Genomic DNA, 24,928 nt, shown 5'->3' with positions numbered 1-24,928 from the left:
CGTTCCGGAAGGAATCCGTCATGCGTCACGCCCTCCCCCTGCTGCTCTGCGCAGCCATTCTCGGCGGCTGCTCCAGCAATCCCTCCGACCCCAGCGGCATCTGGATCAACCAGGCGGCGATCAATGCCGCGGCCAATGAAGGCAAGCTGCGCGAGGCCCTGCTGGCCTATGGCCCCAACCTCGAATGGCAGATCGACCAGAAATCCGGCGAAGCCCACTACAGCAACGGGTTCGAACTGGGTGAAGGGCGCCTGGCCTCCCAGGAAGATGGCGACTGGCGGGTGGACTTCTACGGCGATTACCACGAACTGCTGGAAGTGGACGGCGACGAACTGGTACAGAAGGCCAGCGAAAACCTCCCCGAACAGCGCTTCGTCCATCCGGCCAATGCCCCCGCCGCCGGCGCCCCGCCGGGTAGCGCCTTCGAGCATGCACTCTATTCCGCCTACCTCGGCGGCGATTGGAAGGTAGTCGAGGGTAAGGGCGAAGGCGGCCTGGTCAGGTTCAATCCCGACGGCAGCCTGGAAGGCCTGCCGGGTGCCGACCGCTACGCGCTTTGCCTGGCCGGCGATTGCGCGGCCATGAGCGGCGAGAACGACAGCATCTGGCTGCAGCAGGACAACCAGGGCGCGGCCTGGATCTTCGTCCATGACGGCGACGAACTGCAGATCCTCGAAGCACGCAACCGCGCGCAGGTCGACGAGATGCCCGAGTATTTCCCTGGCAAGCGGGCCTGGCTGCTGGAACGCGACTGACCCTCGACGTCCACGGGAGTCTCGGTAGTGGGCTGAGGCGGAGCGCCGCCCGGCCCATCCTACATGCTCAACCGGCTCCTGTAGGTTGGGCTGAGCGCAGCGAAGCCCAACATCTTCGCACCCCGTCTGGTGGGCTTCGCGTAGCTCAGCCCAACCTACACGCCCCCACCGCCAGCCATCCCCCCAGCGCCAGCAACAGGACGCCGCACAGCTGGTCCAGCAAACGCACCCGCGCCTGCAGCCAGCCGCGCCAGCGCGGGTGGCCCAGCAGCCGCACCAGGGCCATGTCCCAGACCAGCACCACGGCAGTCATCCAGCCCATGCTCATGGCCAGCCCCCAGCCGGGCATGGCAGCGTTGCGCAGCACACCGAACAGGCCGGCATAGAAGATCGGCAGCTTGGGATTCAGGCTGCTCGCCAGCAGGCCCTCGGAAAATCCCCGCCGCCACGAACCGAGTCCGCCGGCCTCGGCCTCCGGCAGCGCCAGTTCACGTCGCGCCAGCAGCGCCTGGGCGCCAATCCAGACGAACCAGGCGCCGCCCGCCAGCTGCAGCAACTGCCAGCCAACACCTCCGGACGCGGGCAGCAGGCTCAAGGCCAGCACCACCAGCAGCATGCTCAGCAGATTGGCCAGGGCGATACCCGCCGCTACGCCGTAGGCATGGCGCAACCCCTTGACCAGCCCAGCGCGCAACAACAGGAAGAAATCCGGCCCCGGCGACAGCAGGGCGGCGAAATGGGTGCTGGCGACCAGCAGGAACAGCGCAAGCATGACTTCGAACCCCCGTGAAAACACGGCGGCCAGTGTCGGAGCCTTGCGGGGCTGCGGTCTTGGAGAAAACTCAGGCGCGCGCGGCGCGACGAAACTGGCCCGGCGTCACGCCAGTGAAGCGTTTGAAGGTGCCGGAGAAGTGCGCCTGGTCGTAGAAACCCAGCGACAACGCGACCTCCAACGGCGACTGGTCGCCGAGCAGCAGGCGCTTGGCCTCGCGCACCCGGCGCTGCAGCAGGTAGGTGTGCGGCGGCACACCGTAGGCGCGGCGGAAGGCCTCGATCAGGTGGCGCGGATGACGCTGCACCAGGCCGGCAAGTTGTTCCAGGCTGACCGCATCCGCGTAGTGCGCCTCCAGGTAATCGCGCAGAAACGCGGTCACGCCGCCGTCCCGCGTGGCCGGTGCCGCCGCGCGCAGACCGCCATGGCGTACGAACACCCGCTCCAGCACGTCCAGCAGTTCACTTTCCAGCGCCAGCGCATCTCCCCGCTCGAACTCGGCCGCCAGCCGCGACAGGCCCGCTGCGACCTGTCCGTCATCGGCCGGATTCAGCTCGCGGAAGCCACTGGGCAGACGCTTGCGGCCGAGCAGGGCCGGCAGACGTGCCTCCTCGACATAGAGCATCCGATAGACCAGCCGCTCCGACTCGGCATGACCGGTGTGCGGCTCCTCGGGGTTCATCAGCGACAGGGTGCCGGCCGGCAGGGCGTGGCGGGCGCCCCGGCACTGGTAGCCGCCGATACCTTGGAGAATGGCGCCTATGGCGAAGGCGTCGTGGCTATGGCGGCCGAAAGGCTGCCCGGAAAAATCCGCATGGAACAGCTCCACCCCCGGCAACCAGGGGCGCGCCAGCATGCGATTGGCATCCATCCTCAACGGCCGTCCAGGATCGCCGCATACCCCTCGCGATAGCTGGGGTAGCGCGGCGCCCAACCGAGAGCGCGGGCGCGGGCGTTGCTGCAGCGCTTGCTGCCGGAGCGGCGCACCGTGGACTCCTCGGCCCAGCCGGTCACGCCCAGTCGCTCGCGCAACCAACCCACGACCTCGTGCAGCGGGGCCGGTGCGTCATCGACGCCGATATAGCAGTTCGCCAATGCCACCCCGGCGACGTCAGCCGCGAGCAGATGGGCCAGGAGCCCGGCGCAGTCGTCGACATGGATGCGGTTGGCATAGAGCGGCGGTTCACTGACCACCCGGTAGCCCATGCGCACCTGCTTGAGCAGCCATTCGCGGCCCGGCCCGTAGATACCGGTCAGGCGCACCCGGGTAGCCGGTATGCCGCTGTCCAGGGCCAGGCGCTCGGCCTCCAGCATCACCTGGCCGGAGAAACCATCGGGCTCGGCGGGCGAAGCTTCGTCAATCCATTCGCCTTCGCGCTGGCCATAGACCCCGCTGCTGGAAACGAACAACAGCCGCCGCGGTTTCTGCCCGTGTTGCGCCAGCCATTCGAGCACATGGCGCAAACCGTCCACGTAAGCGGCGCGATAGCCGGCCTCGTCGTGCTGGCTGGCCGCTGCGGAGTAGACCAGGTAGTCCAGCGGCCCTTGTGGCCAGTCGGCCGGGCAGGCGGACCGCTGCAGGTCGCCCGCTACCGGCAGGACGCCGCCAGGCAGTGCCGCGACCTGGCGGCGCAGGCCGTAGACGTTCCAGCCGGCCTGCAACATCTGCTGCGCAAGGCGGCTACCGACATCGCCGCAGCCGGCGATCAGGAGGGAAGCAGAAATGGACATCAGGGGGCGCTCCGGAAATTTCCTGAGGATAGGGGCAGGGACGGCTATCGCCAAATCGGCGCTACCGGATGGGGCGAATCGTCGCGCAAGGCCATCATTGTTATATAGTCACTTTTACAAACAAGAATTACTTGCAATAATGCCACCCCTTCGGTCCAGGCTGACGCTCCAACGCCATGGACGAAACCGCATCCTTTCCTTCAGGTCCGGCCAGCATGAATCCCAACGCCCGCAACGCCCAGCCCAATGTCGCCTCCCGCCCGCCACGCCTGCTGGCAGCCCTGCTGATCAGCCTGATGCTGGCGCCCAATGCCTCCTTCGCCGAGGAGCCCACCGCACAGGCCGTACCGGCCGCCAGCCAGGCCGCTGCACCTGCGGAAGCGAGCACCGCTGCACCGGCTGCCGAAGGCGCTGCCGCTCCGGCCGCCGCCGCCCAGGACCCGAATGCCCTGCCCGTCGACCCGCTGGCCGCCGAGCAGGAAGGTGAGCAGATGCTGGCCCACGACCTGTCGCCCTGGGGCATGTACCAGAACGCCGATATCGTGGTGAAGGCCGTGATGATCGGCCTGGCCCTGGCCTCGGTCCTGACCTGGACCGTGTGGATCGCCAAGGGCTTCGAACTGCTGGCCGCCAAGCGCCGCCTGCGCCGCGAGCTGCTGGTCCTGAAGGGCTCCCGCAGCCTGAACGAGGCCGGTGACAAGGTAAATAACGACGCCTGCGTCTCCCGCCTGCTGGTGCTGGATGCTCAGGAAGAACTGAAGCTTTCGACCAACCTGCGCGAGAAGGAAGGCATCAAGGAGCGCGTCAGCTTCCGCCTGGAGCGCCTGGTGGCCGCCAGCGGCCGGCAGATGAGCCAAGGCACCGGGGTGCTCGCCACCATCGGCTCCACCGCGCCCTTCGTCGGCCTGTTCGGCACCGTCTGGGGCATCATGAACAGCTTCATCGGCATCGCCAAATCCCAGACCACCAACCTCGCCGTGGTCGCCCCCGGCATCGCCGAAGCACTGCTGGCCACCGCCCTGGGCCTGGTGGCGGCGATCCCTGCCGTGGTCATCTACAACGTCTTCGCGCGCTCCATCGCCGGCTACAAGGCCCAGGTGGCGGACGCTTCGGCCCAGGTCCTGCTGCTGGTCAGCCGTGACCTCGACCATCATCCGGCCGATCGTGGCCAGTCTCCGCAAATGGTGAAAGTGGGCTAATCCATGGGAATCCATCTGAACGAAGGCGGCGATGATCTCCAGGAAACCCACGAGATCAACGTCACCCCCTTCATCGACGTGATGCTGGTACTGCTGATCATCTTCATGGTCGCGGCACCGCTGGCCACGGTCGACATCAAGGTCGACCTGCCCGCCTCCACTGCCAAGCCCGCCCCCAGGCCGGACAAGCCGATCTACTTGAGCATCAAGGAAGACAAGAGCCTGTACCTGGACAACGAGCCCGTCAGCGAAGAGCAACTGGGTGGCGTGCTGGACAAGCTGACCAACGCCGACAAGGAGAAGACCATCTTCGTCCGCGGCGACAAGGTGGTGGAATACGGCCGCCTGATGGAAGTCATGGACGCCCTGCGCGGTGCCGGCTACCTGAAGATTGGCCTGGTCGGACTCGAGACGGTCGGCACTAAATGAGCCAAGGCAAACGCAAGCTGTCGCAATGGGGCGTCAGCCTGGTCGTGGTGCTCGGCCTGCACGTCGGCCTCGGCCTCTGGGCGCTCTACTGGCGCCCCCACGCCGAGCCGATCGAGCTGCCGCCCGCGGCCATGGTGGTGGAGCTGGAGCCATTGCCGGCCCCAGCGCCCAAGCCGGCCCCGCCGCCCCCGCCGCAGGTCGAGCCCGAACCCGAGCCGCTGCCCAAGCTGGTGGAAGCGCCCAAGCCGAAGATCGCCATCGCGCCCAAGCCGAAACCCAAGCCGAGGCCACCGAAGCCCAAGCCGCCCGAGCCCAAGCCGGAAAAGCCACGGGAAACCGAGAGCGTGAAGGAAAGCGTCGCCGCACCGACCACGGCCCCGAGCGACACCAAGCCCGCCGCCCAGCAGCAGGCCGCCGCCAGCGCCCCCTCGGACGCCAAGCCGACCTGGCAGAGCAAACTGCTCAGCCACCTGGCGCGCTACAAGCGCTACCCGGAAGATGCGCGCCGCCGCGGCTTCGAAGGGGTCAACCGGCTGCGCTTCGTCATCGACGGCGAAGGCAAAGTGCTCTCCTACTCCCTGGTGGGCAAATCCGGCAGCGCCTCGCTGGACCGCGCCACCCTGGAGATGATCCGCCGCGCCCAGCCGCTGCCTCCGCCTCCGCCCGAGCTGCTGAACAACGGCTCCCTGGAAGTGGTCGCTCCCTTCGTCTACTCGCTGGACCGCCGCTGACCCCGAGCGCCTGCGCCCCTCCGGCGCAGGCGCTTGGTTCCATTGACTGCAGCCGCTATGCTTGCGGGACCTCAATGGAAAAATGCTATGACCCTCACCGAACTGCGCTACATCGTCACCCTCGCCCAGGAACAGCATTTCGGCCGTGCCGCAGAGCGCTGCCACGTGAGCCAGCCGACCCTGTCGGTCGGGGTGAAGAAACTGGAGGACGAGCTCGGCGTGCTCATCTTCGAGCGCAGCAAGAGCGCGGTACGCCTGACCCCGGTCGGCGAAGGCATAGTCACCCAGGCGCAGAAGGTGCTGGAACAGGCCCAGGGCATCCGCGAGATGGCCCAGGCCGGCAAGAACCAGCTGACGGCACCGCTCAAGGTAGGCGCGATCTACACCGTCGGCCCCTACCTCTTCCCGCACCTGATCCCGCAGCTGCACCGGGTCGCCCCGCAGATGCCGCTGTACATCGAAGAGAACTTCACCCACGTCCTGCGCGACAAGCTGCGCACCGGCGAGCTGGACGCGATCATCATCGCCCTGCCCTTCGCCGAAGCCGACGTGCTGACCAAACCGCTCTACGACGAGCCGTTCTATGTGCTGCTGCCCACCGGTCACGCCTGGACCGAGCGCGAGACCATCGACAGCGAGATGCTCAACGACAAGAGTCTGCTGCTGCTGGGCGAAGGCCACTGCTTCCGCGACCAGGTGCTGGAAGCCTGCCCAAGCCTGCGCAAGGGCGGCGAAGACAGCGCCAAGCACACCACGGTGGAGTCCAGCTCCCTGGAAACCATCCGCCATATGGTCGCCTCCGGGCTCGGCGTGTCGATCCTGCCCTTCTCCGCAGTGGACAGCCACCACTACGCCCCCGGCGTGATCGAGATCCGCCCGCTGACGCCGCCGGTGCCCTTCCGCACCGTGGCCATCGCCTGGCGCGCCAGCTTCCCGCGCCCGCGCGCCATTGAGGTGTTGGCGGACTCCATCCGCCTCTGCTCGGTGGCCCGCCCGCAGACCCAAGGCGAACCGCAACCGGCATGACCGAGCTGGCCCAAGTACCGGTCACCACGCTCAAGGGCGTGGGCGCGGCGCTGGCGGAAAAACTCGCCAAGGTCGGCCTGGAAAACCTGCAGGACATCCTCTTCCACCTGCCCACGCGCTATCAGGACCGCACCCGCATCACCCCCATCGGCGAATTGCGCCCGGGGCAGGATGCGGTGGTCGAAGGCATAGTGGCCGGCGCCGACGTGGTCATGGGCCGCCGGCGCAGCCTGCTGGTGCGCCTGCAGGACGGCAGCGGCACCCTCAGCCTGCGCTTCTTCCACTTCAGCCAGGCGCAAAAGGACGGCCTCAAGCGTGGCACCCAACTGCGCTGCTACGGCGAAGTCCGTCCCGGCGCCACCGGCCTGGAGATCTACCACCCGGAATACCGCGCCCTGAGCGGCGAGGAAGCACCCCCGGTGGAGCAGACCCTGACGCCCATCTATCCCACCACGGAAGGCCTCACCCAGCAGCGCCTGCGCTCGCTCAGCCAGCTCGCCCTGGCGCGCCTCGGCCCCCACAGCCTGCCGGACTGGCTGCCCAGGGAGCTGGCCCGTGACTACCACCTCGGCTCGCTCGACCAGGCCATCCGCTACTTGCACCGGCCGCCGCCGGATGCCGACCTGGAAGAACTCGCCGAAGGCCAGCATTGGGCGCAGCAGCGCCTGGCCTTCGAAGAACTGCTGACCCACCAGCTGTCGCTGCAGCGCCTGCGCGAGCAGGTGCGTGCCCAGCAGGCGCCGCAACTGCCACCAGCGCGCAAGCTGCCCGCAAAATACCTGGCCAATCTCGGGTTCACGCCCACCGGCGCCCAGCAGCGGGTCGGCGCCGAGATCGCCTACGACCTGGCCCAGCCCGAACCCATGCTGCGCCTGGTGCAGGGCGACGTCGGCGCCGGCAAGACGGTGGTCGCCGCCCTGGCCGCTCTGCAGGCCCTGGAGGCCGGCTACCAGGTGGCGCTGATGGCGCCCACGGAAATCCTCGCCGAGCAGCACTTCGTCAATTTCAGCAAGTGGCTGCAGCCGCTCGGCATCGAAGTCGCCTGGCTCGCCGGCAAGCTCAAGGGCAAGGCGCGGGCCGCCGCCCTGGAGCAGATCGCCGGCGGCGTGCCCATGGTCGTCGGCACCCATGCGCTGTTCCAGGACGAGGTGCAATTCAAGCGCCTGGCCCTGGTGATCATCGACGAACAGCACCGCTTCGGCGTCCAGCAGCGCCTGGCCCTGCGCCAGAAGGGCGTGGACGGTCGGCTCTGCCCGCACCAGCTGATCATGACCGCCACGCCCATCCCGCGGACCCTGGCCATGAGTGCCTACGCCGACCTGGACACTTCCATCCTCGACGAACTCCCCCCCGGCCGGACCCCGGTGAACACCGTCCTAGTGGCCGACAGCCGCCGCATCGAGGTGATCGAACGGGTACGCGCGGCTTGCCATGAAGGGCGCCAGGCCTACTGGGTCTGCACCCTGATCGAAGAATCCGAGGAGCTGACCTGCCAGGCGGCGGAAACCACCTTCGAGGAGCTCTCCTCGGCCCTGGGCGAGCTGCGCGTCGGCCTGATCCACGGACGCATGAAGCCCGCCGAAAAGGCTGCGGTGATGGCCGAGTTCAAGCAGGGCGCGCTGCAACTGCTGGTGGCCACCACCGTGATCGAGGTGGGCGTCGACGTACCCAACTCCAGCCTGATGATCATCGAAAACCCCGAGCGCCTCGGCCTGGCGCAGCTGCACCAGCTGCGCGGCCGCGTTGGCCGGGGCAGCGCGGCCAGCCACTGCGTGCTGCTCTACCACGCGCCGCTCTCCCAACTGGGCCGGGAGCGCCTGGCCATCATGCGCGAGACCTGCGACGGCTTCGTCATCGCCGAGAAGGACCTGGAATTGCGCGGCCCCGGCGAAATGCTCGGCACCCGCCAGACCGGCCTCCTGCAATTCAAGGTGGCAGACCTGATGCGCGATGCCTCCCTGCTGCCGGCGGTGCGCGATGCCGCCCAGGCCCTGCTGGCGCACTGGCCGCAGCACGTCAGCCCGTTGCTGGAGCGCTGGTTGCGCCACGGCCAGCAGTACGGCCAAGTGTGATGGGTTTCACGCTCAACCGTCGCCTCGCGCCAACCCCCTTCGACCTGCTCGTTATACTCCGGGCAGAAAAATACAAAGCTGGATGCTGCCATGACCGATGTCGCCCTCGCCCCGGATTCCTCGCCACAACCGCCTGAAGTGATAGTGCAGCTGCTGGAGAAGCTCGGCCTGGCCTTCCAGGTCCGCCTGGATCACCCCAGCCTGCCGGCCGCACAGCGGGTCCAGGCGGTGCTCCTGGAGGACGCCGTCGGCGCCCTGCTGGTGCTCTACCCGCGCAGCCAACTGCTCGACCTCAATCGCCTCGCCGAACTCACCGGCCGCAAACTGGTGGCGGTCAAGCCGGAGCGCCTGGAGCGCATGCTCGGCAAACACCAGCTGGGCGCCCTGCCCGGCCTGCCGCCGCTGACCAGCTCGCCCTGCCTGTATGACGAACGCCTGCTGCAGGAGCCGCACCTGCTGGTGGAGTCCGGCCATCCCGGCGTACTGCTGGAACTGGCCAGCGACGACTATCGCAGCCTGCTGGGCAAGGCCAGCGCCGCCCGCTTCGGCGAGCCGCTATCGGCCATCCGCCCCAACCTCGACCGCCCCGGCGACGACCGCGCCGAGATCACCCAGGCCGTGCAGGCCTTCACCGCCCGGCGCATCCAGCAGCGCCTGGAAGAGACCATCGAGATCCCGCCGCTGGCGGAATCGGCGCAACGCATCATCAAGCTGCGGGTCGACCCCAACGCCACGGTGGAAGACATCACAGGCGTCGTCGAAACCGACCCCGCCCTGGCCGCCCAGGTGGTCAGCTGGGCCGCCTCGCCTTACTACGCGGCGCCCGGCAAGATCCGCTCGGTGGAAGACGCCATTGTCCGCGTGCTCGGCTTCGACCTGGTGATCAACCTCGCCCTGGGTCTGGCCCTGGGCAAATCCCTGAGCTTGCCCAAGGACCAGCCGCAACACGCCACGCCCTACTGGCAACAAGCGATCTACACCGCCGCGGTGATCGAGGGACTGACCCGCGCCATGCCGCGCGCGCAACGCCCCGAGGCCGGCCTGACCTACCTGGCCGGCCTGCTACACAACTTCGGTTACTTGGTGCTGGCACACGTCTTTCCGCCGCATTTCTCGCTGATCTGCCGCCATCTGGAAGTGAACCCGCACCTATCCCACGGTTACATCGAACAGCATCTGCTGGGCATCACCCGCGAGCAGATCGGAAGCTGGCTGATGCGCTTCTGGGACATGCCGGAAGAGCTGTCCACCGCCCTGCGCTTCCAGCACGATCCGGACTACCAAAGCGACAATGCCGCCTATCCCAACCTGGTGTGCCTGGCGGTCAGCCTGCTGCGCAACCGCGGCATCGGCTCGGGCCCGGAAGTGGCGATTCCCGACGATCTGTTCGACGCCCTGGGCCTGACTCGCGAAAAGGCCGAGGACGCGGTGAACAAGGTGCTGCAGGCCGAAGCGGCACTTCGCGAATTGGCGTTGCAGTTCAACGCCTCGCACTGATCGACAGGCATGAAAAAGGGGCGCCACTGGCGCCCCTTTTCTTTTGGCCATTTCCCGCAGGGAATGGCCCACTGGACTGCATCGCGAATGAATTCGCTCCTGCAGGAAGGTCATTCCACCAGCCCGTGGAAACTCAGGCCGCCTTCTTCTCCACCGCCTTCTTTTTCGGTACCAGGTGCTTGGTCAGGCCCTGGAACCAGATCACCAGCCCGGGGTTGCCCTGGATCTGGATGTCCTTGTTCTGGATGCCCTGCATGAAGGCCAGCTGCTTGTTCTTCGCGCTCATGGTGGCGAAACCGTAGGCGCCGTCCTTGAAGCCGATGGCGAAGGCCGGCTGGTTGGCGGTGCCGCGTTTGCTGATCACTCGCTGGTCCTTGACGATGAAGTGACGGGCGATCTTGCCGTCCAGGGTGTGCAGTTGGAACACCAGGTCCTTGCCGACCAGCTGCTGCTGGAACTCGGCATTGTCACGGCTGGCCTTGGTCATCAGGCGGCCCAGCATCCAGAGAAGAAAGCGGAATTTCATGCGCGCACGATCTCGAAAAGTTGAGAAAACGGCGCATTGTAGCGATTTGCCGGCAGGACTACAGCCAGCCAAAAGGCGGGGCGAGGTGATAGTGGGTGAACTGCCCGGAACCTCCCCGGTTCCGGGCAGAAGAAGCTCAGTTCACAGCTTCTTTCAGCGACTTGCCCGGTTTGAACGCGACGGTGTTGCTGGCCTTGATCTTCACCGGCTGACCGGTCTGCGGGTTCTTCCCAGTGCGGGCACCGCGGTGACGTTGCAGGAAGGTGCCGAAGCCCACCAGCGTCACGCTGTCCTTGCGATTCAGCGCGTTGGTGATTTCTTCGAGCACCGCATTGAGTACGCGATTGGCCTGATCCTTGGTGAGATCGGCCTTCTCGGCAATGGCGGCGGCGAGTTCCGGTTTACGCATAGATGCCTCTTTGACGGTTTGTTGTTTTTGTGTCCGTGCTGTTCTTCCAGAACAGCGCCCAAGGCGCCGCAACGGCTCTGCGCTGCGGCAGACCAGGGGGAGGATGGCACGCCATTTGGCACTTCGCCAGTGTGCCGGAAGGGATTTCCGAATGAAGCGAAGGCCTAATCCGACAGAAGGGCCGACATTTATGCCAAAAGCGGCGGCAGCTCACGGTTCAGAGCCAGTTTCTCCTGCACTGCGGCGCCGGTCAGGGCATAGCCGAGCAGACGCCCGGCTGCGTCGCGGCAGAGCACCTTGATGTCGCTGCCCGCGCCTTCCACCGTCCAGTCGCCCTCCAGGCCACGGGGCGGCGGCGACACTACCAGCGGGCAGGCGGGCGTCTTCACCGTCACCGGCATCGCGCCGTAGTTCACCGCCGTCGGCGTACCCGCCAAGGTCTGCGCCAGGGCGCGGGCACAGGCCATCAGCGGCATTACGTAGAGCAGGTTGAGGCCGGCCACCTCGGCGCAGTCGCCCAGGGCGTAGATGTTGGCATGGGAGCTCTGCAGCTGGCGGTCCACCACCACCCCGCGGTTCACTTCCAGGCCCGCGGCGGCAGCCAGTTCGGTGCGCGGGCGCAGGCCCACGGCGGAGACCACCAGGTCGCAGCTGATGCGCGTGCCGTCGGACAGTTGAGCCTCAAGCCCCGTGTCGCCACGATCCAGGCGCGCCAGCACCGGCCCGAGATGGAAACGCGCGCCCAGGCCTTCCAGCCCGGCCTGCACTGCCGCCGCGGCAGCAGGGTGTAGCAGGCCCGGCATCACCTGTTCGCAAGGTGCCACCAGCTCCACCTGCAGCCCGCCCAGGCTGAGGTCATTGGCGAACTCACAGCCGATCAGGCCGGCGCCGAGGATCAGCACACGGCGTTTGCCGGCGGCGGCCGTGCGGAAACGCGCGTAGTCCTCCAGGTCGTTGATGGGGAAAATCGCATCCTGGGCGTCGCCTTCCACCGGCACGCGGATGGTGTCCGCGCCCCAGGCCAGCACCAGGTCGCGGTAGGGCACGGCTTCCTCGCCTATCCACAGGCGCTTGTGCCCCGGGTCGATGCCGGTAATGCGGGTGTGGGTGCGGACTTCTGCCTTGAGCTGCTCGGCCATGGCGCCGGCCTCGGCCATGGCCAGGCCGTCGGCGTCCTTGTTCTTGCCGAAACCGGTGGAGAGCATGGGCTTGGAGTAGGAGCGGCCATCGTCGGCGCTGATCAGCAGCAGCGGGGTCTCGCCGTCCAGCTTGCGAAACTCCTTGGCCAGGTTGTAACCGGCCAGGCCGGTGCCGACTATCACCACGGGTGCACTCATTGCTCACTCCTGCTCGTGAAACGACGCGACGGCCCACGGGCCGTCGCTTGAATGGGGTTGGATGGCGGACGGATCAGGCGATCTCGATCATCTCGAAATCGATCTTGCCGACACCGCAATCGGGACAGACCCAGTCCGGCGGGATGTCTTCCCAGCGCGTGCCGGGGGCAATGCCTTCCTCGGGCAGCCCTTCGGCTTCGTCGTAGATGAAGCCGCAGACTATGCATTGCCACTTGCGCATGACCACCTCCGCCGGCGCGGATATCCGTATTGAACCTACTCCAATTGGCCGGCGGCAGCCAAGCGCCGCCATGCCGGTCCAGACAGAGGATAGGCCCTCCCGCGCAAAGACGAAAAAGCCGGCTCTTGGCCGGCTCGTTCGACAGGGGACGGGATCAGTTGATCTCGATCATCTCGAAATCCAGCTTGCCCACACCGCAATCGGGGCACAGCCAGTCTGCCGGGACGTCTTCCCAACGGGTGCCGGCGGCGATGCCCTCATCCGGCCAGCCCATGGATTCGTCGTAGACCAAGCCACACACCACGCATTGCCACTTCTTCATCACTCATTTACCTCGACTATCAGGCGTTCTCGACCTGTTGCCTCTGGTGGGCGCTAGGGGTCGACTCAGGCCCGTCTTGTACTGCTTCGCCCGCCTGCGGGCAAGAGGCAGCCGACAGACACCGGCCGTGCTAATCTGCGCCGTCTTCAACCGCCCAAGCCCCCGCCCGTGCCCCACGCCGCCCTTGCCCATCCGCCTCGCTGGCTGACCGCCGCCCAGCTCCACCCCGCGCCTGCTGCCTGCGTCCGCGACTGGCTGTTCGACCAGGGTTCCCTGACCCGCCGACTGACCGCCCTATCGGACAACGCGTTCAGCGTCACCCCGCTGGAGGAAGGCTGGCAGACGCTGCGCGCCGACGAATGCGTTGCCCTCGGCATTCCCGCCGGCAGCCAGGGCTGGGTTCGCGAGGTGTACCTGCGCGGCTATGGCGAGGTCTGGGTATTCGCCCGCAGCGTGGCCGCCCGTAGCGTGCTGGAAGGCTCGGGATTGGACCTGCACCAGCTCGGCAGCCGCTCCCTGGGCGAGTTGCTGTTCAGCGACCGCGCCTTCGACCGCGGCGCCATCGAAGTCGCCCGCTATCCCGCACCCTGGCTGCCGATCGACGTGCGCGAAGAGCGCCTCTGGGGGCGCCGCTCCTGCTTCTCGCGCGGTGAACTGGGGGTGCTGGTGGCGGAAATCTTCCTCCCTGCGCTATGGCGCGAGGCTGGCGTCGAGGCCGTATAATCCCCGCCTTCAACGGGAAAGCCGCCAATGTACCTCACGCTACTTCAATCGCTGAACCGCCTGCATCCCCGCGCCATGGACTTCATCCAGCTGACCCGGCTGGACAAGCCCATCGGCATCTACCTGCTGCTCTGGCCCACGCTCTGGGCCCTGTGGATCGCCGGTGAAGGCAGCCCCAGCCTGGCCAACCTGGTGATCTTCATCCTCGGCGTGAACCTGATGCGCGCCGCCGGTTGCGTGATAAACGACTACGCCGACCGCAATATCGACGGCCATGTCAGCCGCACCCACGCCCGTCCCCTGGCCAGCGGTCGGGTCACCCCGCGCGAGGCGCTGGTGTTCTTCACCGTGCTGGTAGCGATCAGCTTCGTGCTGGTGCTCTTCACCAACGCCACCACCATCTGGCTGTCCTTCGGCGGCCTGGCGCTCGCCGCCTGCTACCCCTTCATGAAGCGCTACACCTACTACCCGCAGGTGGTACTGGGCGCGGCTTTCTCCTGGGGCATGCCGATGGCCTTCACCGCCGAGACCGGCGAGCTGCCGGCCGCCGCCTGGCTGCTGTACATCGCCAACCTGCTGTGGACGGTGGCCTACGACACCTACTACGCGATGACCGACCGCGAGGACGACCTGAAGATCGGGGTGAAGTCCACCGCCATACTCTTCGGCGATGCCGACCGCATCATCATCATCAGCCTCCAGGGCCTGGCCCTGCTCTGCCTGCTGCTGGCGGGCAACCGCTTCGAGCTGGGCCTGTACTTCCACCTTGGCCTGGTGGCCGCTGCCGCCTGCTTCGCCTGGGAGTTCCATAGCACCCGTACGCGCGATCCCCAGGCCTGCTTCAAGGCCTTCCTGCATAACCACTGGGCGGGACTGGCGATCCTGGTGGGCATAGTCGCCGATTACGCGCTGCGCTGATCGCGACACAGCGCGCAGGCCGATTTGCGGCTGCCGGCCTGTGGAAAAACATTGGCGCGGCAGCCGCTATAAGCACCGAATCGGCAATGCAGGCCGTTATCCACAGCCTGCTAGTAGGCTTCCGGCTTGGCGACGTGCCAGACCCCCATCTTGCCATCGCCGGTCACGTCACCGGCCTTCTTGTCCATGACGAATGTGTACAGCGGCTTGCCGTCATAGGCCCATTGCATGGAGCCGTCGTCGCGCTTGACCACACTCCATTCGCCTTCGGCCTTGGCGCCGGCATCGGCCATCAGCGGGGGCCAGTTCTCGGCGCACTGGCCGTTGCACGCAGACTTGCCATCGGAGTCCTTGTCATAGGTGTAGAGCGTCATGCCCTTGGAATCCACCAACATGCCGTTCTTCTCCATCGCCGGCTCGGCCGCCAGGCCAGACAGGGACCAGCCCAGCAATGCGCCGGCGAGCAGCGGAACGAATCGGGGGGAAATTCTTCTCATTTTCTTGCCTCTCCTCGGAATGAACAGCGACAGCCTGGCGGCAGCTGGATCACGGCTTGAGGTCGCAGCGGTACAGGACGGAAGGAGCCACGAACGTCCATCGAGCGATGGGGTCCCGTGCCAGGCTCCAGGCCGCCGCGGGTTGGCGGCGGCCTCATTGAGCATAGACAAGGCCCGAAGCGGAATCGTTCGGGGTTTCTGCGCGGCCGTGACGAATCGTCATCAGCCCCAACATCCCGGTGTCACATCCCTGCAATAATTCCGTTATCTAATGCGGCGCAATCAGACATACACGCGATCTATTCGAGGCCTGAACATGGTTGGCAAGAACATCCTGATAGTCGACGACGAAGCGCCGATCCGCGAGATGATCGCCGTCGCCCTCGAGATGGCCGGCTACGACTGCCTGGAAGCCGAGAATACCCAGCAGGCGCACGCCATCATCGTCGACCGTAAACCCGACTTGATCCTCCTCGACTGGATGCTGCCCGGCACCTCCGGCATCGAACTGGCCCGCCGCCTGAAGCGCGACGACCTGACCAACGACATCCCGATCATCATGCTCACTGCCAAGGGCGAAGAGGACAACAAGATCCAGGGCCTGGAGGTCGGCGCCGACGACTACATCACCAAGCCCTTCTCCCCACGCGAACTGGTGGCCCGGCTCAAGGCCGTGCTGCGCCGCGCCGGCCCCAGCGACGGCGAAGCGCCGATCGCCATCGGCGGTCTGCTGCTGGACCCCATCAGCCACCGCGTGACCATCGACGGCAAGCCGGCCGAGATGGGCCCCACCGAATACCGCCTGCTGCAGTTCTTCATGACCCACCAGGAACGCGCCTACACCCGCGGCCAGTTGCTCGACCAGGTCTGGGGCGGCAACGTCTATGTCGAGGAGCGCACCGTCGACGTACACATCCGCCGCCTGCGCAAGGCGCTCGGCGAGGTATATGAAAATCTGGTTCAGACCGTTCGCGGCACCGGCTATCGTTTCTCCACCAAAAGCTGACCCGGGCCCCGCCGGGCCGACCACAAGGACGCGATAGGTGAATCACGACTGGCGCGGCGCTGTCATCCGCCGCCTGCTACTGCTGATCGGTGCCTGCCTGCTGGCAGGGCTGATCACCGGCTTCTATGCCTGGGCCCTGGTCATCGGCCTCGGCGCCTACCTGGGCTGGACCCTGGTGCAACTGCTGCGCCTCTACAAATGGCTCAAGCAGCACCAGCCGGACGAGCCGCCGCCGGACGGCTACGGCCTCTGGGGCGAGGTGTTCGACAGCATCTACCACCTGCAACGCCGCGACCAGCGCGTACGCGGCCGCCTGCAGGCGGTGATCGACCGGGTGCAGGAATCCACCGCCGCCCTGAAGGACGCCGTGGTGATGCTCGACAGCGACGGCAACCTGGACTGGTGGAACCGCGCAGCGGAAACCCTGCTCGGCCTCAAGACCCCACAGGACAGCGGCCAGCCGGTGACCAACCTGATCCGCCACCCGCGCTTCAAGGAATACTTCGACCAGGGTAACTACAACGAGCCCCTGGACTTGCCCTCGCCGGTCAACGACCGCCTGCGCCTGCAGTTCCACATCACCCAGTACGGCAACAGCGAACACCTGATGCTGGTCCGCGACGTCACCCGCCTCTACCACCTCGAGCAGATGCGCAAAGACTTCGTCGCCAACGTCTCCCACGAGCTGCGCACGCCGCTGACGGTGATCGCCGGCTACCTGGAGACCCTGCTGGACAACGTCGAAGATGTGAACCCGCGCTGGACCCGCGCCCTGCAGCAAATGAGCCAGCAAGGCGTGCGCATGCAGAACCTGCTCAACGACCTGCTGCTGCTGGCCAAGCTGGAAGCCACCGAATACCCCTCGGACAACCAGCCGGTGGCCGTCGACCTGATACTGCTGCAGATCAAGGCCGACGCCCTCGCCCTGTCCGGCAACCGCCACCACCGCATCAGCCTGGAAGCCGATCACAGCTACAAGCTGCGCGGCAGCGAGGCTGAGCTGCGCAGTGCCTTCTCCAACCTGGTGTTCAACGCAGTCAAGTACACCCCGGACGAAGGCGAGATCCGCATCCGCTGGTGGGGCGACGAGTCGGGCGCGCACCTAAGCGTGCAGGACAGCGGCATCGGCATCGAGACCAAGCACCTGCCGCGCCTGACCGAGCGCTTCTACCGTGTCGACTCCAGCCGCAACAGCAGCACCGGCGGCACCGGCCTGGGTCTGGCCATCGTCAAGCACGTGCTGATCCGCCATCGCGGCCGCCTCGACATCAGCTCGGTGCTCAACCACGGCAGCACCTTCGCTTGCCATTTCCCGGCCACCCAGGTCGTCCGGCGCAGCTGATCGGCAGCGCGCCTCGACTTGCAAACTCGGGGTCCAGCCTTCACCCTTAGCCGGTCATCCGTCAGCAAAAATATCCATGGACCCTTCCCCTAGTTCCAACTTCCTCTCCTATTTCGCTGATTTCGGCCTGATTCTCTTTGCCCTCTTCCTCGTGCTGCTCAACGGCTTCTTCGTGGCCGCCGAGTTCGCCATGGTCAAGCTGCGCTCGACCCGCGTCGAAGCCATAGCCGACAAGCACGGCTGGCGCGGAAGTATCCTGCGCACCGTGCACAACCAGCTGGACGCCTACCTCTCCGCCTGCCAGCTGGGCATCACCCTGGCCTCCCTGGGCCTCGGTTGGGTCGGTGAGCCGGCCTTCGCCCACCTATTGCAGCCCCTGCTGGGATACATCGGTATCGACTCGCCGGCGCTGGTCCACGGCATCGCCTTCTTCACCGCCTTCTTCATCATTTCCTACCTGCACATCGTGGTCGGCGAGCTGGCGCCCAAGTCCTGGGCCATCCGCAAGCCGGAACTGCTGTCCCTCTGGACCGCCGTGCCGCTCTACCTCTTCTACTGGCTGATGTACCCGGCCATCTGGCTGCTCAACGCCAGCGCCAACACCATCCTGCGCATCGCGGGGCAAGGCGAGCCCGGTCCGCACCATGAACACCACTACAGCCGCGACGAGCTCAAGCTGATCCTCCACTCCAGCCGCGCCCGCGACCCCAGCGACCAGGGCATGCGCGTGCTGGCCTCGGCCGTGGAACTGGGCGAACTGGAAGTGGTGGACTGGGCCAACTCCCGGGAAGACCTGATCTACCTCGAACACGACGCTCCCCTGGCGGACATCCTCACCGTGATCCGCCGGCACAAGTACAGCCGTTACCCGGTCCACGACGACCAGAAGGGCGAGTTCATCGGTGTGTTGCACATCAAGGACCTGCTGCTGGCCCTGGCCGCCCTCGACAGCCTGCCGGAAACCTTCGACCTGGAAGAACTCACCCATCCCCTGGAGCGGGTCACCAAGCACATGCCGCTGTCGCGCCTGCTGGAGCAGTTCCGCCAGGGCGGCTCACACTTCGCGGTGGTCGAGGAGGCCGACGGCAAGGTGGTTGGCTTCCTGACTATGGAAGACGTGCTGGAAGTGCTGGTGGGCGATATCCAGGACGAACACCGCAAGACCGAACGCGGCGTCCTCGCCTACCAGCCGGGCAAGCTGCTGGTGCGCGGCGACACTCCGCTGTTCAAGGTGGAGCGCCTGCTCGGCATCGACCTCGACCATGTCGAGGCGGACACCCTCGCCGGCCTGATCTACGAAACCCTCAACCGCATGCCGGAAGAGGAAGAAGTGCTGGAGACCGACGGCCTGCGCATCATCGTGAAGAAGATGAAAGGCCCGAAGATAGTCCTGGCCAAGGTGCTCAAGCTGGACTGACTCCCCTTGCTCCCGTCCTACGGGACTTGCAGGGGCGAATTCATTCGCCAAGGAATTCGAAGCGTCCACCCATGCTGAGCATGGCCCGATGGGTATCGCAGGCTCGCGGAACGCCACCCGCCCCATCCTACGGGACGTTCTGTAGGTTGGGCTGAGCTACGCGAAGCCCAACACCACAAGCCAGTCAAGCAACGTTGGGCTTCGCTGCGCTCAGCCGCAACCTACCTCGACTCCGTGCGCCCTACTCCCCACCCACCGCGAAGTTCGGCAGGCTGTCCACCGGCTGGGCGAACTGGAAGGGAATGGATTCCAGCGCCAGGCCGACGTTGCGCTGGATGACGAAGTGCAGGTGCGGGCCGGTACTGTTGCCGGTGTTGCCGGAGCGGGCGATGCGTTCGCCCATGGCCACCTGCTGGCCATCGCGCACCTGCACCGAACCGCGCATCAGGTGCAGGTAGACGCCCATGGTGCCGTCGTCATGCAGGATGCGCACAAAGTTGCCCGAGGGGTTGTTGCCACGGCCGCTCTGGTCGTTCTCGATCTTCACCACCATGCCCGAGCGTGCCGCGACTATGGGAGTGCCTTCGGGCATGGCGATATCCAGGGCGTAGCGGCCCTTGGGGGTGAAGTGGCTGTAACGGCCATTGGCGCCCTGGGTCAGGCGGAACGGGCCGCCCTGCCAGGGCAGCGGATAGCGGTAGAGCATCGGCTGCAGGCGCGGGTCGCCCAGGGCATAGCGCAGCTTGGGCTTGTAGCGCATGGGCCGGGAGGCATCGGCCGCGGCCAGGGTGGCCATGCGCATGCTGCTGCGCGGCGCCAGCACCCAGCGGATCGGCTGGTCCGGTACGCCGGAGACGTTCTCCGCCTGCTCGATGCGCAATTCCACTTCCACCGGGGCGAACAGTTCGTTGCGCAGCAGCAGCGTTTCACCGGCGGCGTGCTTTTTGGTTTCCAGCTTCACCGACAGGTCGAGGCGCTCCACCATGCGGTCGCGGAAGACGAACACCTGGGCGCCGGCCACGGCCTTGTCGGTATAGGTCACCACACCGTTGGCATCGGTGTACTTGTAGATGGTCAGTGCAGCCGCCGGCAGGCTTGTGCCGAGCAGCACCACCAGAGAAAGGAATCGCCCCAGCATGTCGCCCCGTTGTTCTTCTGTGCTCCGTGTTGCCGAAGACTAGCAGCGCGGACTGCGGCGGGCGAGACACCGCCCATCGGGCTGTGACGGGGTTGGCTGGGCGCTCAGGCGCCGGGGACGAAATGCTTCTGCGCAGTGCCGCGGGCGATCAACCGAGACAAGTAATCGAGCTTCTGCGGATCGCGGTCGACGAAGCGGAACGTCAGCAGCAGCCACTCGCTGTCGGGCCGGGGCTCCAGGGCGGCGACTGCGTGCAGGTAGCCATTGAGCCGCGCCACCTCGCCACCCTCGCCCTGCTCCAGGTCGAGCACGGCGCTTTCCAGCACCTGTGGCAGCGATTCGCCACGCCGCACCACCAGTTGCGCGTCCTTCAGGCTCAGGGCCTTGATCACGCAGACCAGCACACCCGCAGGCAGGCGCAGCTGGGCCTGGCCACGGCCACCGGGGGCCTGGGCGGCCGAATTGGCCGAATTGGCCGATGGCGCGGGCGCAGCGGGTTTGGTGCTCGGCGCCGCAGGTGCGACGGCGGGGCGAACCACCTCGGCCTTGCCACCGGTGAGGGCGGCCAGGGAGTCGTTGGCGAAACCACCGGCATTGGGCAGCCGGTTGGGTGCGCTGGTCATCAGGTCTTCCAGGCGGCCGGAGCGGGCCAGCGCCTTCTTCACCTTGGTCACCAGCTGTTCATTGGAGAAGGGCTTGCCGATGTAGTCGGAGACGCCGGCCTGGATGGCCTGGATGACGTTCTCCTTGTCGCCGCGGCTGGTGACCATGATAAAGGGCGTGGCCTTCAGGCTTTCCTGCTCGCGGCACCAGGTGAGCAGTTCCAGGCCGGACATCTCGGGCATTTCCCAATCGCAGAGGATCAGGTCGATAGTGGCGCGGGCGAGCAACTGCTGGGCCTTGCGCCCATTGATCGCCTCTTCGATCTGGATACCGGGGAAATGATCGCGCAGCCCCTTCTTCACCAGGTCGCGAATAAAGGACGCATCATCCACCACCAGCACATTGACCTTGCCCATCGACTGCTCCTCGGGAATCGGGGCTTAGCATAGCCTTGGCTGATAGCCCTTTGCCAAACCTGTTTCGGCGATGACCTGTCGGTCAGCTCGGAGCGAAGGCGGAGATCGGTGGGGCGGTTCCGCGGCAAAGCACTGGGAAGCAAAACGCCCGGCGCAGGGCCGGGCGTTCGGCGGGCGGTTTCAGACTCAGCTCTGGGAAGCGTCCTTGCCGCTGCCGTTGCCCTTCACTTCCTCGGTCATGCGCGCCAGGCCCAGGTGGCGGACGTCGGTGCCGCGCACGAGGTAGATCACCAGCTCGGAGATATTCCGCGCGTGGTCGCCGATGCGCTCCAGCGAGCGCAGGACCCAGATGACGTTGAGCACGCGGCTGATGGCGCGCGGGTCTTCCATCATGTAGGTGACCAGTTCGCGCAGGGCGGTCTTGTACTCGCGGTCGATGTTCTTGTCGTACTGGGCCACGGAGAGGGCCAGGTCGGCATCGAAGCGGGCGAAGGCGTCCAGCGCTTCCTGGACCATCTTGCGCACCTGGTCGCCGATGTGGCGCACCTCGACGTAACCGCGCGGCGCCACGCCTTCCTCGCAGAGCTGGATGGCGCGGCGGGCGATCTTCGAGGCTTCGTCGCCGATGCGTTCGAGGTCGATCACCGACTTGGAGATGCTGATGATCAGGCGCAGGTCGGACGCCGCCGGCTGACGGCGGGCGAGAATGCGCACGCACTCTTCGTCGATGTTGCGCTCCATCTGGTTGATCTGGTCATCGATCTCGCGCACCTGCTGGGCGAGGCCCGAGTCGGCGTCGATCAGCGCGGTGACCGCGTCGTTGACCTGCTTCTCGACCAGGCCACCCATCGCCAGAAGGTGGCTGCGCACTTCCTCCAGTTCGGCGTTGAACTGCTGGGAGATGTGATGGGTGAGGCTGTCTTTGTCGATCATTTTCTAACCCTTGTTGAGCCGAATGTTCTTCCAGGTTGTAGTGGCTTCAACCAATCGTGCTGGGCAAGGAGGCGAAGTGAAGACAGTACGAGTAGTACGGCAAGCTTCGCCGACGCAGTCCAGCGCGATTGGGGGTGGCCACTAGCCGTAGCGACCGGTGATGTAGTCCTCGGTCTGCTTCTTGGCCGGGTTGGTGAACAGGGTATCGGTGTCGCCGAATTCGATCAGCTTGCCCATGTACATGAATGCGGTGTAGTCGGAAACCCGCGCCGCCTGCTGCATGTTGTGGGTCACGATGACGATGGTGTACTTGCTCTTGAGCTCGTAGATCAGCTCTTCCACCTTGAGGGTGGAGATCGGGTCCAGGGCCGAGCAGGGTTCGTCGAGCAGCAGTACCTCGGGCTCCACCGCGATGGTGCGGGCGATCACCAGGCGCTGTTGCTGGCCACCGGAGAGGCCGAGGGCGGACTCGTGCAGGCGGTCCTTCACTTCGTCCCAGAGTGCGGCGCCCTTGAGGGCCCACTCCACGGCTTCGTCGAGCACGCGCTTCTTGTTGATGCCCTGGATGCGCAGGCCGTAGACCACGTTCTCGTAGATGCTCTTGGGGAACGGGTTGGGCTTCTGGAACACCATGCCCACGCGGCGGCGCAGCTCGGCCACTTCCTCGCCCTTGCGGTAGATGTTCTTGCCGTCGAGGAGGATCTCACCATCGACGCGGCAGCCGTCCACCAGGTCGTTCATGCGGTTGAAGCAGCGCAGCAGGGTCGACTTGCCGCAGCCGCTCGGGCCGATGAAGGCGGTCACGCGCTGTTTCGGGATATTCAGGCTGACATTGTGCAGCGCCTGCTTCTCGCCATAGAAGAGGGACAGGCCCGGCACTTCGAGGGCAACGGTTTCCTCGGCCAGGCGCAGATTCTGCTTGTCGCGGCCGAGGGCGGAGATGTTGACGCCATGGCTGTGGGTTTCGTGTTGCATATTCACTCCGTTCGTAGCTTCGAGCTACAAGCTGTAAGCCTTGGGCAAAGCGATCGGCGGTGGACGAATCAGCTGTCCAGCGCCTTGTATTTCTCGCGCAGGTGGTTACGGATGGCGACGGCCGAGAAGTTCAGCAGGGCGATCACCAGCACCAGCAGCAGCGCGGTGGCATAGACCAGCGGGCGGGCGGCCTCGACGTTGGGGCTCTGGAAGCCGACGTCATAGATGTGGAAGCCCAGGTGCATGATCTTCTGGTCCAGGTGCAGATAGGGGTAGTTGCCATCCACCGGCAGGCTCGGGGCCAGCTTCACCACGCCCACCAGCATCAGCGGCGCCACTTCGCCGGCGGCGCGCGCCACGGCGAGGATCAGGCCGGTCATCATCGCCGGGCTGGCCATGGGCAGGACGACTTTCCAGAGGGTCTCGGCCTTGGTCGCGCCCAGGGCCAGGGAGCCTTCGCGCACGGCACGGGGAATCCGCGCCAGGCCTTCCTCGGTGGCGACGATCACCACCGGCACGGCGAGTATCGCCAGGGTCAGCGAGGCCCAGAGCAGGCCCGGGGTGCCGAAGGTCGGCGCCGGGGCGGACTCGGGGAAGAACAAGCGGTCCAGCGAGCCGCCCAGCACGTAGACGAAGAAGCCCAGGCCGAACACGCCATAGACGATGGCCGGAACGCCCGCCAGGTTGTTCACCGCGATGCGGATCACCCGGGTCAGCACACCCTGCTTGGCGTACTCGCGCAGGTAGATGGCGGCGATCACACCGAAGGGGGTGACGATCACGGCCATGATCAGGGTCATCATCACGGTGCCGAAAATGGCCGGGAAGATGCCGCCTTCGGTGTTGGCCTCACGCGGGTCATCGGCGAGGAATTCCCAGAGCTTGGCGAAGTAGAAGCCGAGCTTGTCGAACAGGCCCATGCCGTTCGGCTGGTAGGCGTGGACGACCTTGCCGAGGCTGATTTCCTGTTCCTTGCCGCCGGCCTCGCGGACCACCACGCTGTCGCGGTTGAACTGCTGGTGCAAGTCCAGCAGCTGCGCTTCCAGGCCTTTGTAGCGGCTTTCCAGCTCGGCGCGCTCAGCGGCGATATCGGCCTGGGCTTCGGCGGTCAGGGCGTCGTTCAGCTCGAGTTTGCGGGTATCCAGGCGCAGGCGCTCGAGACCGTGGTTGATGCCGCCGATGTCCTTCTTCTCCAGCTGGTAGAGCTGGGCATAGAGGTCGTCGACTCGTTGCAGGCGCTTTTGCAGCTCGGCCATGGCGGCCTCGCCTTCGGCCACCACCTGGCCGTTCTCCTTCACCGCCACCAGGCGGCCGTAGAAGTTGCCCCACTCGCGACGCTCCAGCACCATCAGCTCGGCCGGAGTCTTCCGGTCTTTCAGCCAGTCGCCCACGACCCAGGTGAAGTCACTGCCGTAGACGTCACGGTTGCCCACCTTGAGCAGCTCACGGCTCATGAACTCCGGGCCGTCTTCCGGCACCGGCAGGCCAGCGCCCTTCAGGCGGGTGCGGGACACTTCCTCGACCTGCACTTCCTCGGCGATCACCGGCTTGGCAGCCTGGCCAGGCACCGAGTAGGACACCTCCACCAGGTCAGCCGGCCAGAAGTGGCCGAGGCCGCGCACGGCAATTACCGAGAGCAGGCCGATAGTCATGATGACGGCGATGGATACCGCGCCGCCGCTCATCCAGACGCCCGGTGCGCCACTCTTGAACCAGTATTTCAGGGAAACCTTTTTCACGGATTTCTCCACCGCTTGAGTCTTTCAGTTCCTCCCGCCTCAGGGGCCAGAGGATTCGTGTTTTCTACCCCCTCTCCCTTCAGGGAGAGGGTCAACCAACCGCTCCCTCTCCCCCCTGGGGAGAGGGCTGGGGAGAGGGGTATCGGCGCAAGGCCAGACTTCCCTCTCCCGGTC

At 66.1% G+C, this 24,928-nt stretch carries 26 protein-coding genes; 12 read left to right on the top strand and 14 right to left on the bottom strand.

Annotated features, from left to right (window positions below; all coding sequences use genetic code 11):
• Positions 1 to 20 precede the first annotated feature (20 nt).
• Positions 21 to 755 carry a hypothetical protein gene (locus E8F12_RS16330; RefSeq protein ID WP_280326281.1) on the top strand — a complete coding sequence of 245 codons (735 nt, stop codon included), beginning with the start codon at positions 21 to 23 and terminating at the stop codon, positions 753 to 755.
• Positions 756 to 900: 145 nt separating this feature from the next.
• Here the strand turns inward: E8F12_RS16330 and E8F12_RS16325 are convergent, their stop codons facing one another.
• From E8F12_RS16325 to E8F12_RS16315, 3 genes are all read right to left on the bottom strand, one after another.
• Positions 901 to 1,527, bottom strand: a complete 627-nt coding sequence (locus E8F12_RS16325) for a LysE family translocator (protein ID WP_280326280.1) — start codon at positions 1,525 to 1,527, stop codon at positions 901 to 903.
• A 70-nt stretch (positions 1,528 to 1,597) separates the two neighbouring features.
• Entirely contained in the window at positions 1,598 to 2,398 is an 801-nt protein-coding gene (locus E8F12_RS16320; RefSeq protein ID WP_280326279.1) for an AraC family transcriptional regulator, read from the bottom strand.
• Between the two features lie 2 nt (positions 2,399 to 2,400).
• Complete coding sequence (locus E8F12_RS16315) at positions 2,401 to 3,252, bottom strand: NAD-dependent epimerase/dehydratase family protein (RefSeq protein ID WP_280326514.1); 852 nt, start codon at positions 3,250 to 3,252, stop codon at positions 2,401 to 2,403.
• Between the two features lie 221 nt (positions 3,253 to 3,473).
• On the opposite strand from E8F12_RS16315, the gene exbB reads away from it, so the two are divergent.
• The 6 genes from exbB to E8F12_RS16285 all read left to right on the top strand — a co-directional run bounded on the left by exbB (position 3,474) and on the right by E8F12_RS16285 (position 10,212).
• Positions 3,474 to 4,457 carry a tonB-system energizer ExbB gene (gene exbB, locus E8F12_RS16310; RefSeq protein WP_280326278.1) on the top strand — a complete coding sequence of 328 codons (984 nt, stop codon included), beginning with the start codon at positions 3,474 to 3,476 and terminating at the stop codon, positions 4,455 to 4,457.
• 3 nt (positions 4,458 to 4,460) lie between these two features.
• Entirely contained in the window at positions 4,461 to 4,886 is a 426-nt protein-coding gene (exbD, locus tag E8F12_RS16305; RefSeq protein ID WP_280326277.1) for a TonB system transport protein ExbD, read from the top strand.
• Positions 4,883 to 5,617 (top strand): TonB family protein, encoded by a 735-nt coding sequence (locus E8F12_RS16300; protein ID WP_280326276.1) that lies wholly within the window; start codon positions 4,883 to 4,885, stop codon positions 5,615 to 5,617. The genes exbD and E8F12_RS16300 overlap by 4 nt, the downstream gene beginning before the upstream one ends.
• A gap of 87 nt (positions 5,618 to 5,704) precedes the next feature.
• Positions 5,705 to 6,643 carry a hydrogen peroxide-inducible genes activator gene (locus E8F12_RS16295; RefSeq protein WP_280326275.1) on the top strand — a complete coding sequence of 313 codons (939 nt, stop codon included), beginning with the start codon at positions 5,705 to 5,707 and terminating at the stop codon, positions 6,641 to 6,643.
• Complete coding sequence (recG, locus tag E8F12_RS16290) at positions 6,640 to 8,715, top strand: ATP-dependent DNA helicase RecG (RefSeq protein WP_280326274.1); 2,076 nt, start codon at positions 6,640 to 6,642, stop codon at positions 8,713 to 8,715. The genes E8F12_RS16295 and recG overlap by 4 nt, the downstream gene beginning before the upstream one ends.
• 90 nt (positions 8,716 to 8,805) lie before the next feature.
• Positions 8,806 to 10,212, top strand: coding sequence for an aminoacyl-tRNA deacylase and HDOD domain-containing protein (locus E8F12_RS16285; protein ID WP_280326273.1), 1,407 nt, complete (start codon positions 8,806 to 8,808; stop codon positions 10,210 to 10,212).
• Between the two features lie 133 nt (positions 10,213 to 10,345).
• On the opposite strand, the gene E8F12_RS16280 is transcribed toward E8F12_RS16285, so the two are convergent.
• The 5 genes from E8F12_RS16280 to E8F12_RS16260 form a co-directional block, all read right to left on the bottom strand.
• Positions 10,346 to 10,738: a helicase gene (locus E8F12_RS16280; protein ID WP_280326272.1), complete on the bottom strand. Its 393-nt coding sequence runs from the start codon at positions 10,736 to 10,738 to the stop codon at positions 10,346 to 10,348.
• A 136-nt stretch (positions 10,739 to 10,874) separates the two neighbouring features.
• Positions 10,875 to 11,147 carry an HU family DNA-binding protein gene (locus E8F12_RS16275; protein WP_016495401.1) on the bottom strand — a complete coding sequence of 91 codons (273 nt, stop codon included), beginning with the start codon at positions 11,145 to 11,147 and terminating at the stop codon, positions 10,875 to 10,877.
• 188 nt (positions 11,148 to 11,335) lie between these two features.
• The gene (locus E8F12_RS16270; protein ID WP_280326271.1) at positions 11,336 to 12,484 is read right to left on the bottom strand and encodes an FAD-dependent oxidoreductase; all 1,149 of its coding nucleotides are present in this window, start codon (positions 12,482 to 12,484) and stop codon (positions 11,336 to 11,338) included.
• 73 nt (positions 12,485 to 12,557) lie between these two features.
• The gene (locus E8F12_RS16265) at positions 12,558 to 12,725 is read right to left on the bottom strand and encodes a rubredoxin (protein ID WP_028626916.1); all 168 of its coding nucleotides are present in this window, start codon (positions 12,723 to 12,725) and stop codon (positions 12,558 to 12,560) included.
• Positions 12,726 to 12,879: 154 nt separating this feature from the next.
• Complete coding sequence (locus tag E8F12_RS16260) at positions 12,880 to 13,047, bottom strand: rubredoxin (protein ID WP_280291985.1); 168 nt, start codon at positions 13,045 to 13,047, stop codon at positions 12,880 to 12,882.
• 168 nt (positions 13,048 to 13,215) lie between these two features.
• On the opposite strand from E8F12_RS16260, the gene E8F12_RS16255 reads away from it, so the two are divergent.
• Both E8F12_RS16255 and ubiA read left to right on the top strand, forming a co-directional pair.
• Positions 13,216 to 13,770 carry a chorismate lyase gene (locus E8F12_RS16255; RefSeq protein WP_280326270.1) on the top strand — a complete coding sequence of 185 codons (555 nt, stop codon included), beginning with the start codon at positions 13,216 to 13,218 and terminating at the stop codon, positions 13,768 to 13,770.
• A 27-nt stretch (positions 13,771 to 13,797) separates the two neighbouring features.
• Entirely contained in the window at positions 13,798 to 14,688 is an 891-nt protein-coding gene (gene ubiA, locus E8F12_RS16250) for a 4-hydroxybenzoate octaprenyltransferase (protein ID WP_280326269.1), read from the top strand.
• A 110-nt stretch (positions 14,689 to 14,798) separates the two neighbouring features.
• On the opposite strand, the gene E8F12_RS16245 is transcribed toward ubiA, so the two are convergent.
• Positions 14,799 to 15,185, bottom strand: coding sequence for a hypothetical protein (locus E8F12_RS16245; protein WP_280326268.1), 387 nt, complete (start codon positions 15,183 to 15,185; stop codon positions 14,799 to 14,801).
• A 316-nt stretch (positions 15,186 to 15,501) separates the two neighbouring features.
• Here E8F12_RS16245 and phoB point away from each other — a divergent pair, with 316 nt between their 5' ends.
• The 3 genes from phoB to E8F12_RS16230 all read left to right on the top strand — a co-directional run bounded on the left by phoB (position 15,502) and on the right by E8F12_RS16230 (position 18,950).
• Positions 15,502 to 16,191 (top strand): phosphate regulon transcriptional regulator PhoB, encoded by a 690-nt coding sequence (phoB, locus tag E8F12_RS16240; protein WP_016495408.1) that lies wholly within the window; start codon positions 15,502 to 15,504, stop codon positions 16,189 to 16,191.
• A gap of 37 nt (positions 16,192 to 16,228) precedes the next feature.
• Entirely contained in the window at positions 16,229 to 17,533 is a 1,305-nt protein-coding gene (phoR, locus tag E8F12_RS16235; protein ID WP_280326267.1) for a phosphate regulon sensor histidine kinase PhoR, read from the top strand.
• Positions 17,534 to 17,609: 76 nt separating this feature from the next.
• Positions 17,610 to 18,950, top strand: coding sequence for a hemolysin family protein (locus tag E8F12_RS16230; protein ID WP_280326266.1), 1,341 nt, complete (start codon positions 17,610 to 17,612; stop codon positions 18,948 to 18,950).
• A gap of 241 nt (positions 18,951 to 19,191) precedes the next feature.
• On the opposite strand, the gene E8F12_RS16225 is transcribed toward E8F12_RS16230, so the two are convergent.
• The 5 genes from E8F12_RS16225 to pstA all read right to left on the bottom strand — a co-directional run bounded on the left by E8F12_RS16225 (position 19,192) and on the right by pstA (position 24,700).
• Positions 19,192 to 20,088, bottom strand: a complete 897-nt coding sequence (locus E8F12_RS16225) for a M23 family metallopeptidase (protein WP_280326265.1) — start codon at positions 20,086 to 20,088, stop codon at positions 19,192 to 19,194.
• Positions 20,089 to 20,192: 104 nt separating this feature from the next.
• Positions 20,193 to 21,107, bottom strand: a complete 915-nt coding sequence (locus E8F12_RS16220; RefSeq protein ID WP_280326264.1) for a response regulator — start codon at positions 21,105 to 21,107, stop codon at positions 20,193 to 20,195.
• 186 nt (positions 21,108 to 21,293) lie between these two features.
• Positions 21,294 to 22,040, bottom strand: coding sequence for a phosphate signaling complex protein PhoU (gene phoU / locus E8F12_RS16215; protein WP_280326263.1), 747 nt, complete (start codon positions 22,038 to 22,040; stop codon positions 21,294 to 21,296).
• 141 nt (positions 22,041 to 22,181) lie between these two features.
• Positions 22,182 to 23,015 carry a phosphate ABC transporter ATP-binding protein PstB gene (gene pstB / locus E8F12_RS16210; RefSeq protein ID WP_280326262.1) on the bottom strand — a complete coding sequence of 278 codons (834 nt, stop codon included), beginning with the start codon at positions 23,013 to 23,015 and terminating at the stop codon, positions 22,182 to 22,184.
• A 68-nt stretch (positions 23,016 to 23,083) separates the two neighbouring features.
• On the bottom strand, positions 23,084 to 24,700 hold the full coding sequence (pstA, locus tag E8F12_RS16205) for a phosphate ABC transporter permease PstA (protein ID WP_280326513.1): 1,617 nt from the start codon (positions 24,698 to 24,700) through the stop codon (positions 23,084 to 23,086).
• Between the last annotated feature and the right edge of the window lie 228 nt (positions 24,701 to 24,928).

It is taken from the genome of Pseudomonas sp. BN102 (assembly GCF_029871245.1).
Taxonomy (GTDB): domain Bacteria; phylum Pseudomonadota; class Gammaproteobacteria; order Pseudomonadales; family Pseudomonadaceae; genus Metapseudomonas.
This window is presented reverse-complemented; position numbering and strand designations above follow the sequence as displayed.

Excerpts from the sequence above, each read along its gene's own strand:
- E8F12_RS16285 (WP_280326273.1), top strand. The coding sequence starts at position 8,806 with ATGACCGATGTCGCCCTCGCCCCGGATTCCTCGCCACAACCGCCTGAA.
- E8F12_RS16295 (WP_280326275.1), top strand. The coding sequence starts at position 5,705 with ATGACCCTCACCGAACTGCGCTACATCGTCACCCTCGCCCAGGAACAG.
- E8F12_RS16225 (WP_280326265.1), bottom strand. The coding sequence starts at position 20,088 with ATGCTGGGGCGATTCCTTTCTCTGGTGGTGCTGCTCGGCACAAGCCTG.
- E8F12_RS16270 (WP_280326271.1), bottom strand. The coding sequence starts at position 12,484 with ATGAGTGCACCCGTGGTGATAGTCGGCACCGGCCTGGCCGGTTACAAC.
- exbB (WP_280326278.1), top strand. The coding sequence starts at position 3,474 with ATGAATCCCAACGCCCGCAACGCCCAGCCCAATGTCGCCTCCCGCCCG.
- recG (WP_280326274.1), top strand. The coding sequence starts at position 6,640 with ATGACCGAGCTGGCCCAAGTACCGGTCACCACGCTCAAGGGCGTGGGC.
- phoU (WP_280326263.1), bottom strand. The coding sequence starts at position 22,040 with ATGATCGACAAAGACAGCCTCACCCATCACATCTCCCAGCAGTTCAAC.
- exbD (WP_280326277.1), top strand. The coding sequence starts at position 4,461 with ATGGGAATCCATCTGAACGAAGGCGGCGATGATCTCCAGGAAACCCAC.
- pstB (WP_280326262.1), bottom strand. The coding sequence starts at position 23,015 with ATGCAACACGAAACCCACAGCCATGGCGTCAACATCTCCGCCCTCGGC.
- E8F12_RS16230 (WP_280326266.1), top strand. The coding sequence starts at position 17,610 with ATGGACCCTTCCCCTAGTTCCAACTTCCTCTCCTATTTCGCTGATTTC.
- E8F12_RS16320 (WP_280326279.1), bottom strand. The coding sequence starts at position 2,398 with ATGGATGCCAATCGCATGCTGGCGCGCCCCTGGTTGCCGGGGGTGGAG.
- E8F12_RS16260 (WP_280291985.1), bottom strand. The coding sequence starts at position 13,047 with ATGAAGAAGTGGCAATGCGTGGTGTGTGGCTTGGTCTACGACGAATCC.
- phoB (WP_016495408.1), top strand. The coding sequence starts at position 15,502 with ATGGTTGGCAAGAACATCCTGATAGTCGACGACGAAGCGCCGATCCGC.
- ubiA (WP_280326269.1), top strand. The coding sequence starts at position 13,798 with ATGTACCTCACGCTACTTCAATCGCTGAACCGCCTGCATCCCCGCGCC.
- pstA (WP_280326513.1), bottom strand. The coding sequence starts at position 24,700 with ATGAGCGGCGGCGCGGTATCCATCGCCGTCATCATGACTATCGGCCTG.
- E8F12_RS16265 (WP_028626916.1), bottom strand. The coding sequence starts at position 12,725 with ATGCGCAAGTGGCAATGCATAGTCTGCGGCTTCATCTACGACGAAGCC.
- E8F12_RS16245 (WP_280326268.1), bottom strand. The coding sequence starts at position 15,185 with ATGAGAAGAATTTCCCCCCGATTCGTTCCGCTGCTCGCCGGCGCATTG.
- E8F12_RS16220 (WP_280326264.1), bottom strand. The coding sequence starts at position 21,107 with ATGGGCAAGGTCAATGTGCTGGTGGTGGATGATGCGTCCTTTATTCGC.
- E8F12_RS16280 (WP_280326272.1), bottom strand. The coding sequence starts at position 10,738 with ATGAAATTCCGCTTTCTTCTCTGGATGCTGGGCCGCCTGATGACCAAG.
- E8F12_RS16325 (WP_280326280.1), bottom strand. The coding sequence starts at position 1,527 with ATGCTTGCGCTGTTCCTGCTGGTCGCCAGCACCCATTTCGCCGCCCTG.
- E8F12_RS16275 (WP_016495401.1), bottom strand. The coding sequence starts at position 11,147 with ATGCGTAAACCGGAACTCGCCGCCGCCATTGCCGAGAAGGCCGATCTC.
- E8F12_RS16300 (WP_280326276.1), top strand. The coding sequence starts at position 4,883 with ATGAGCCAAGGCAAACGCAAGCTGTCGCAATGGGGCGTCAGCCTGGTC.
- E8F12_RS16330 (WP_280326281.1), top strand. The coding sequence starts at position 21 with ATGCGTCACGCCCTCCCCCTGCTGCTCTGCGCAGCCATTCTCGGCGGC.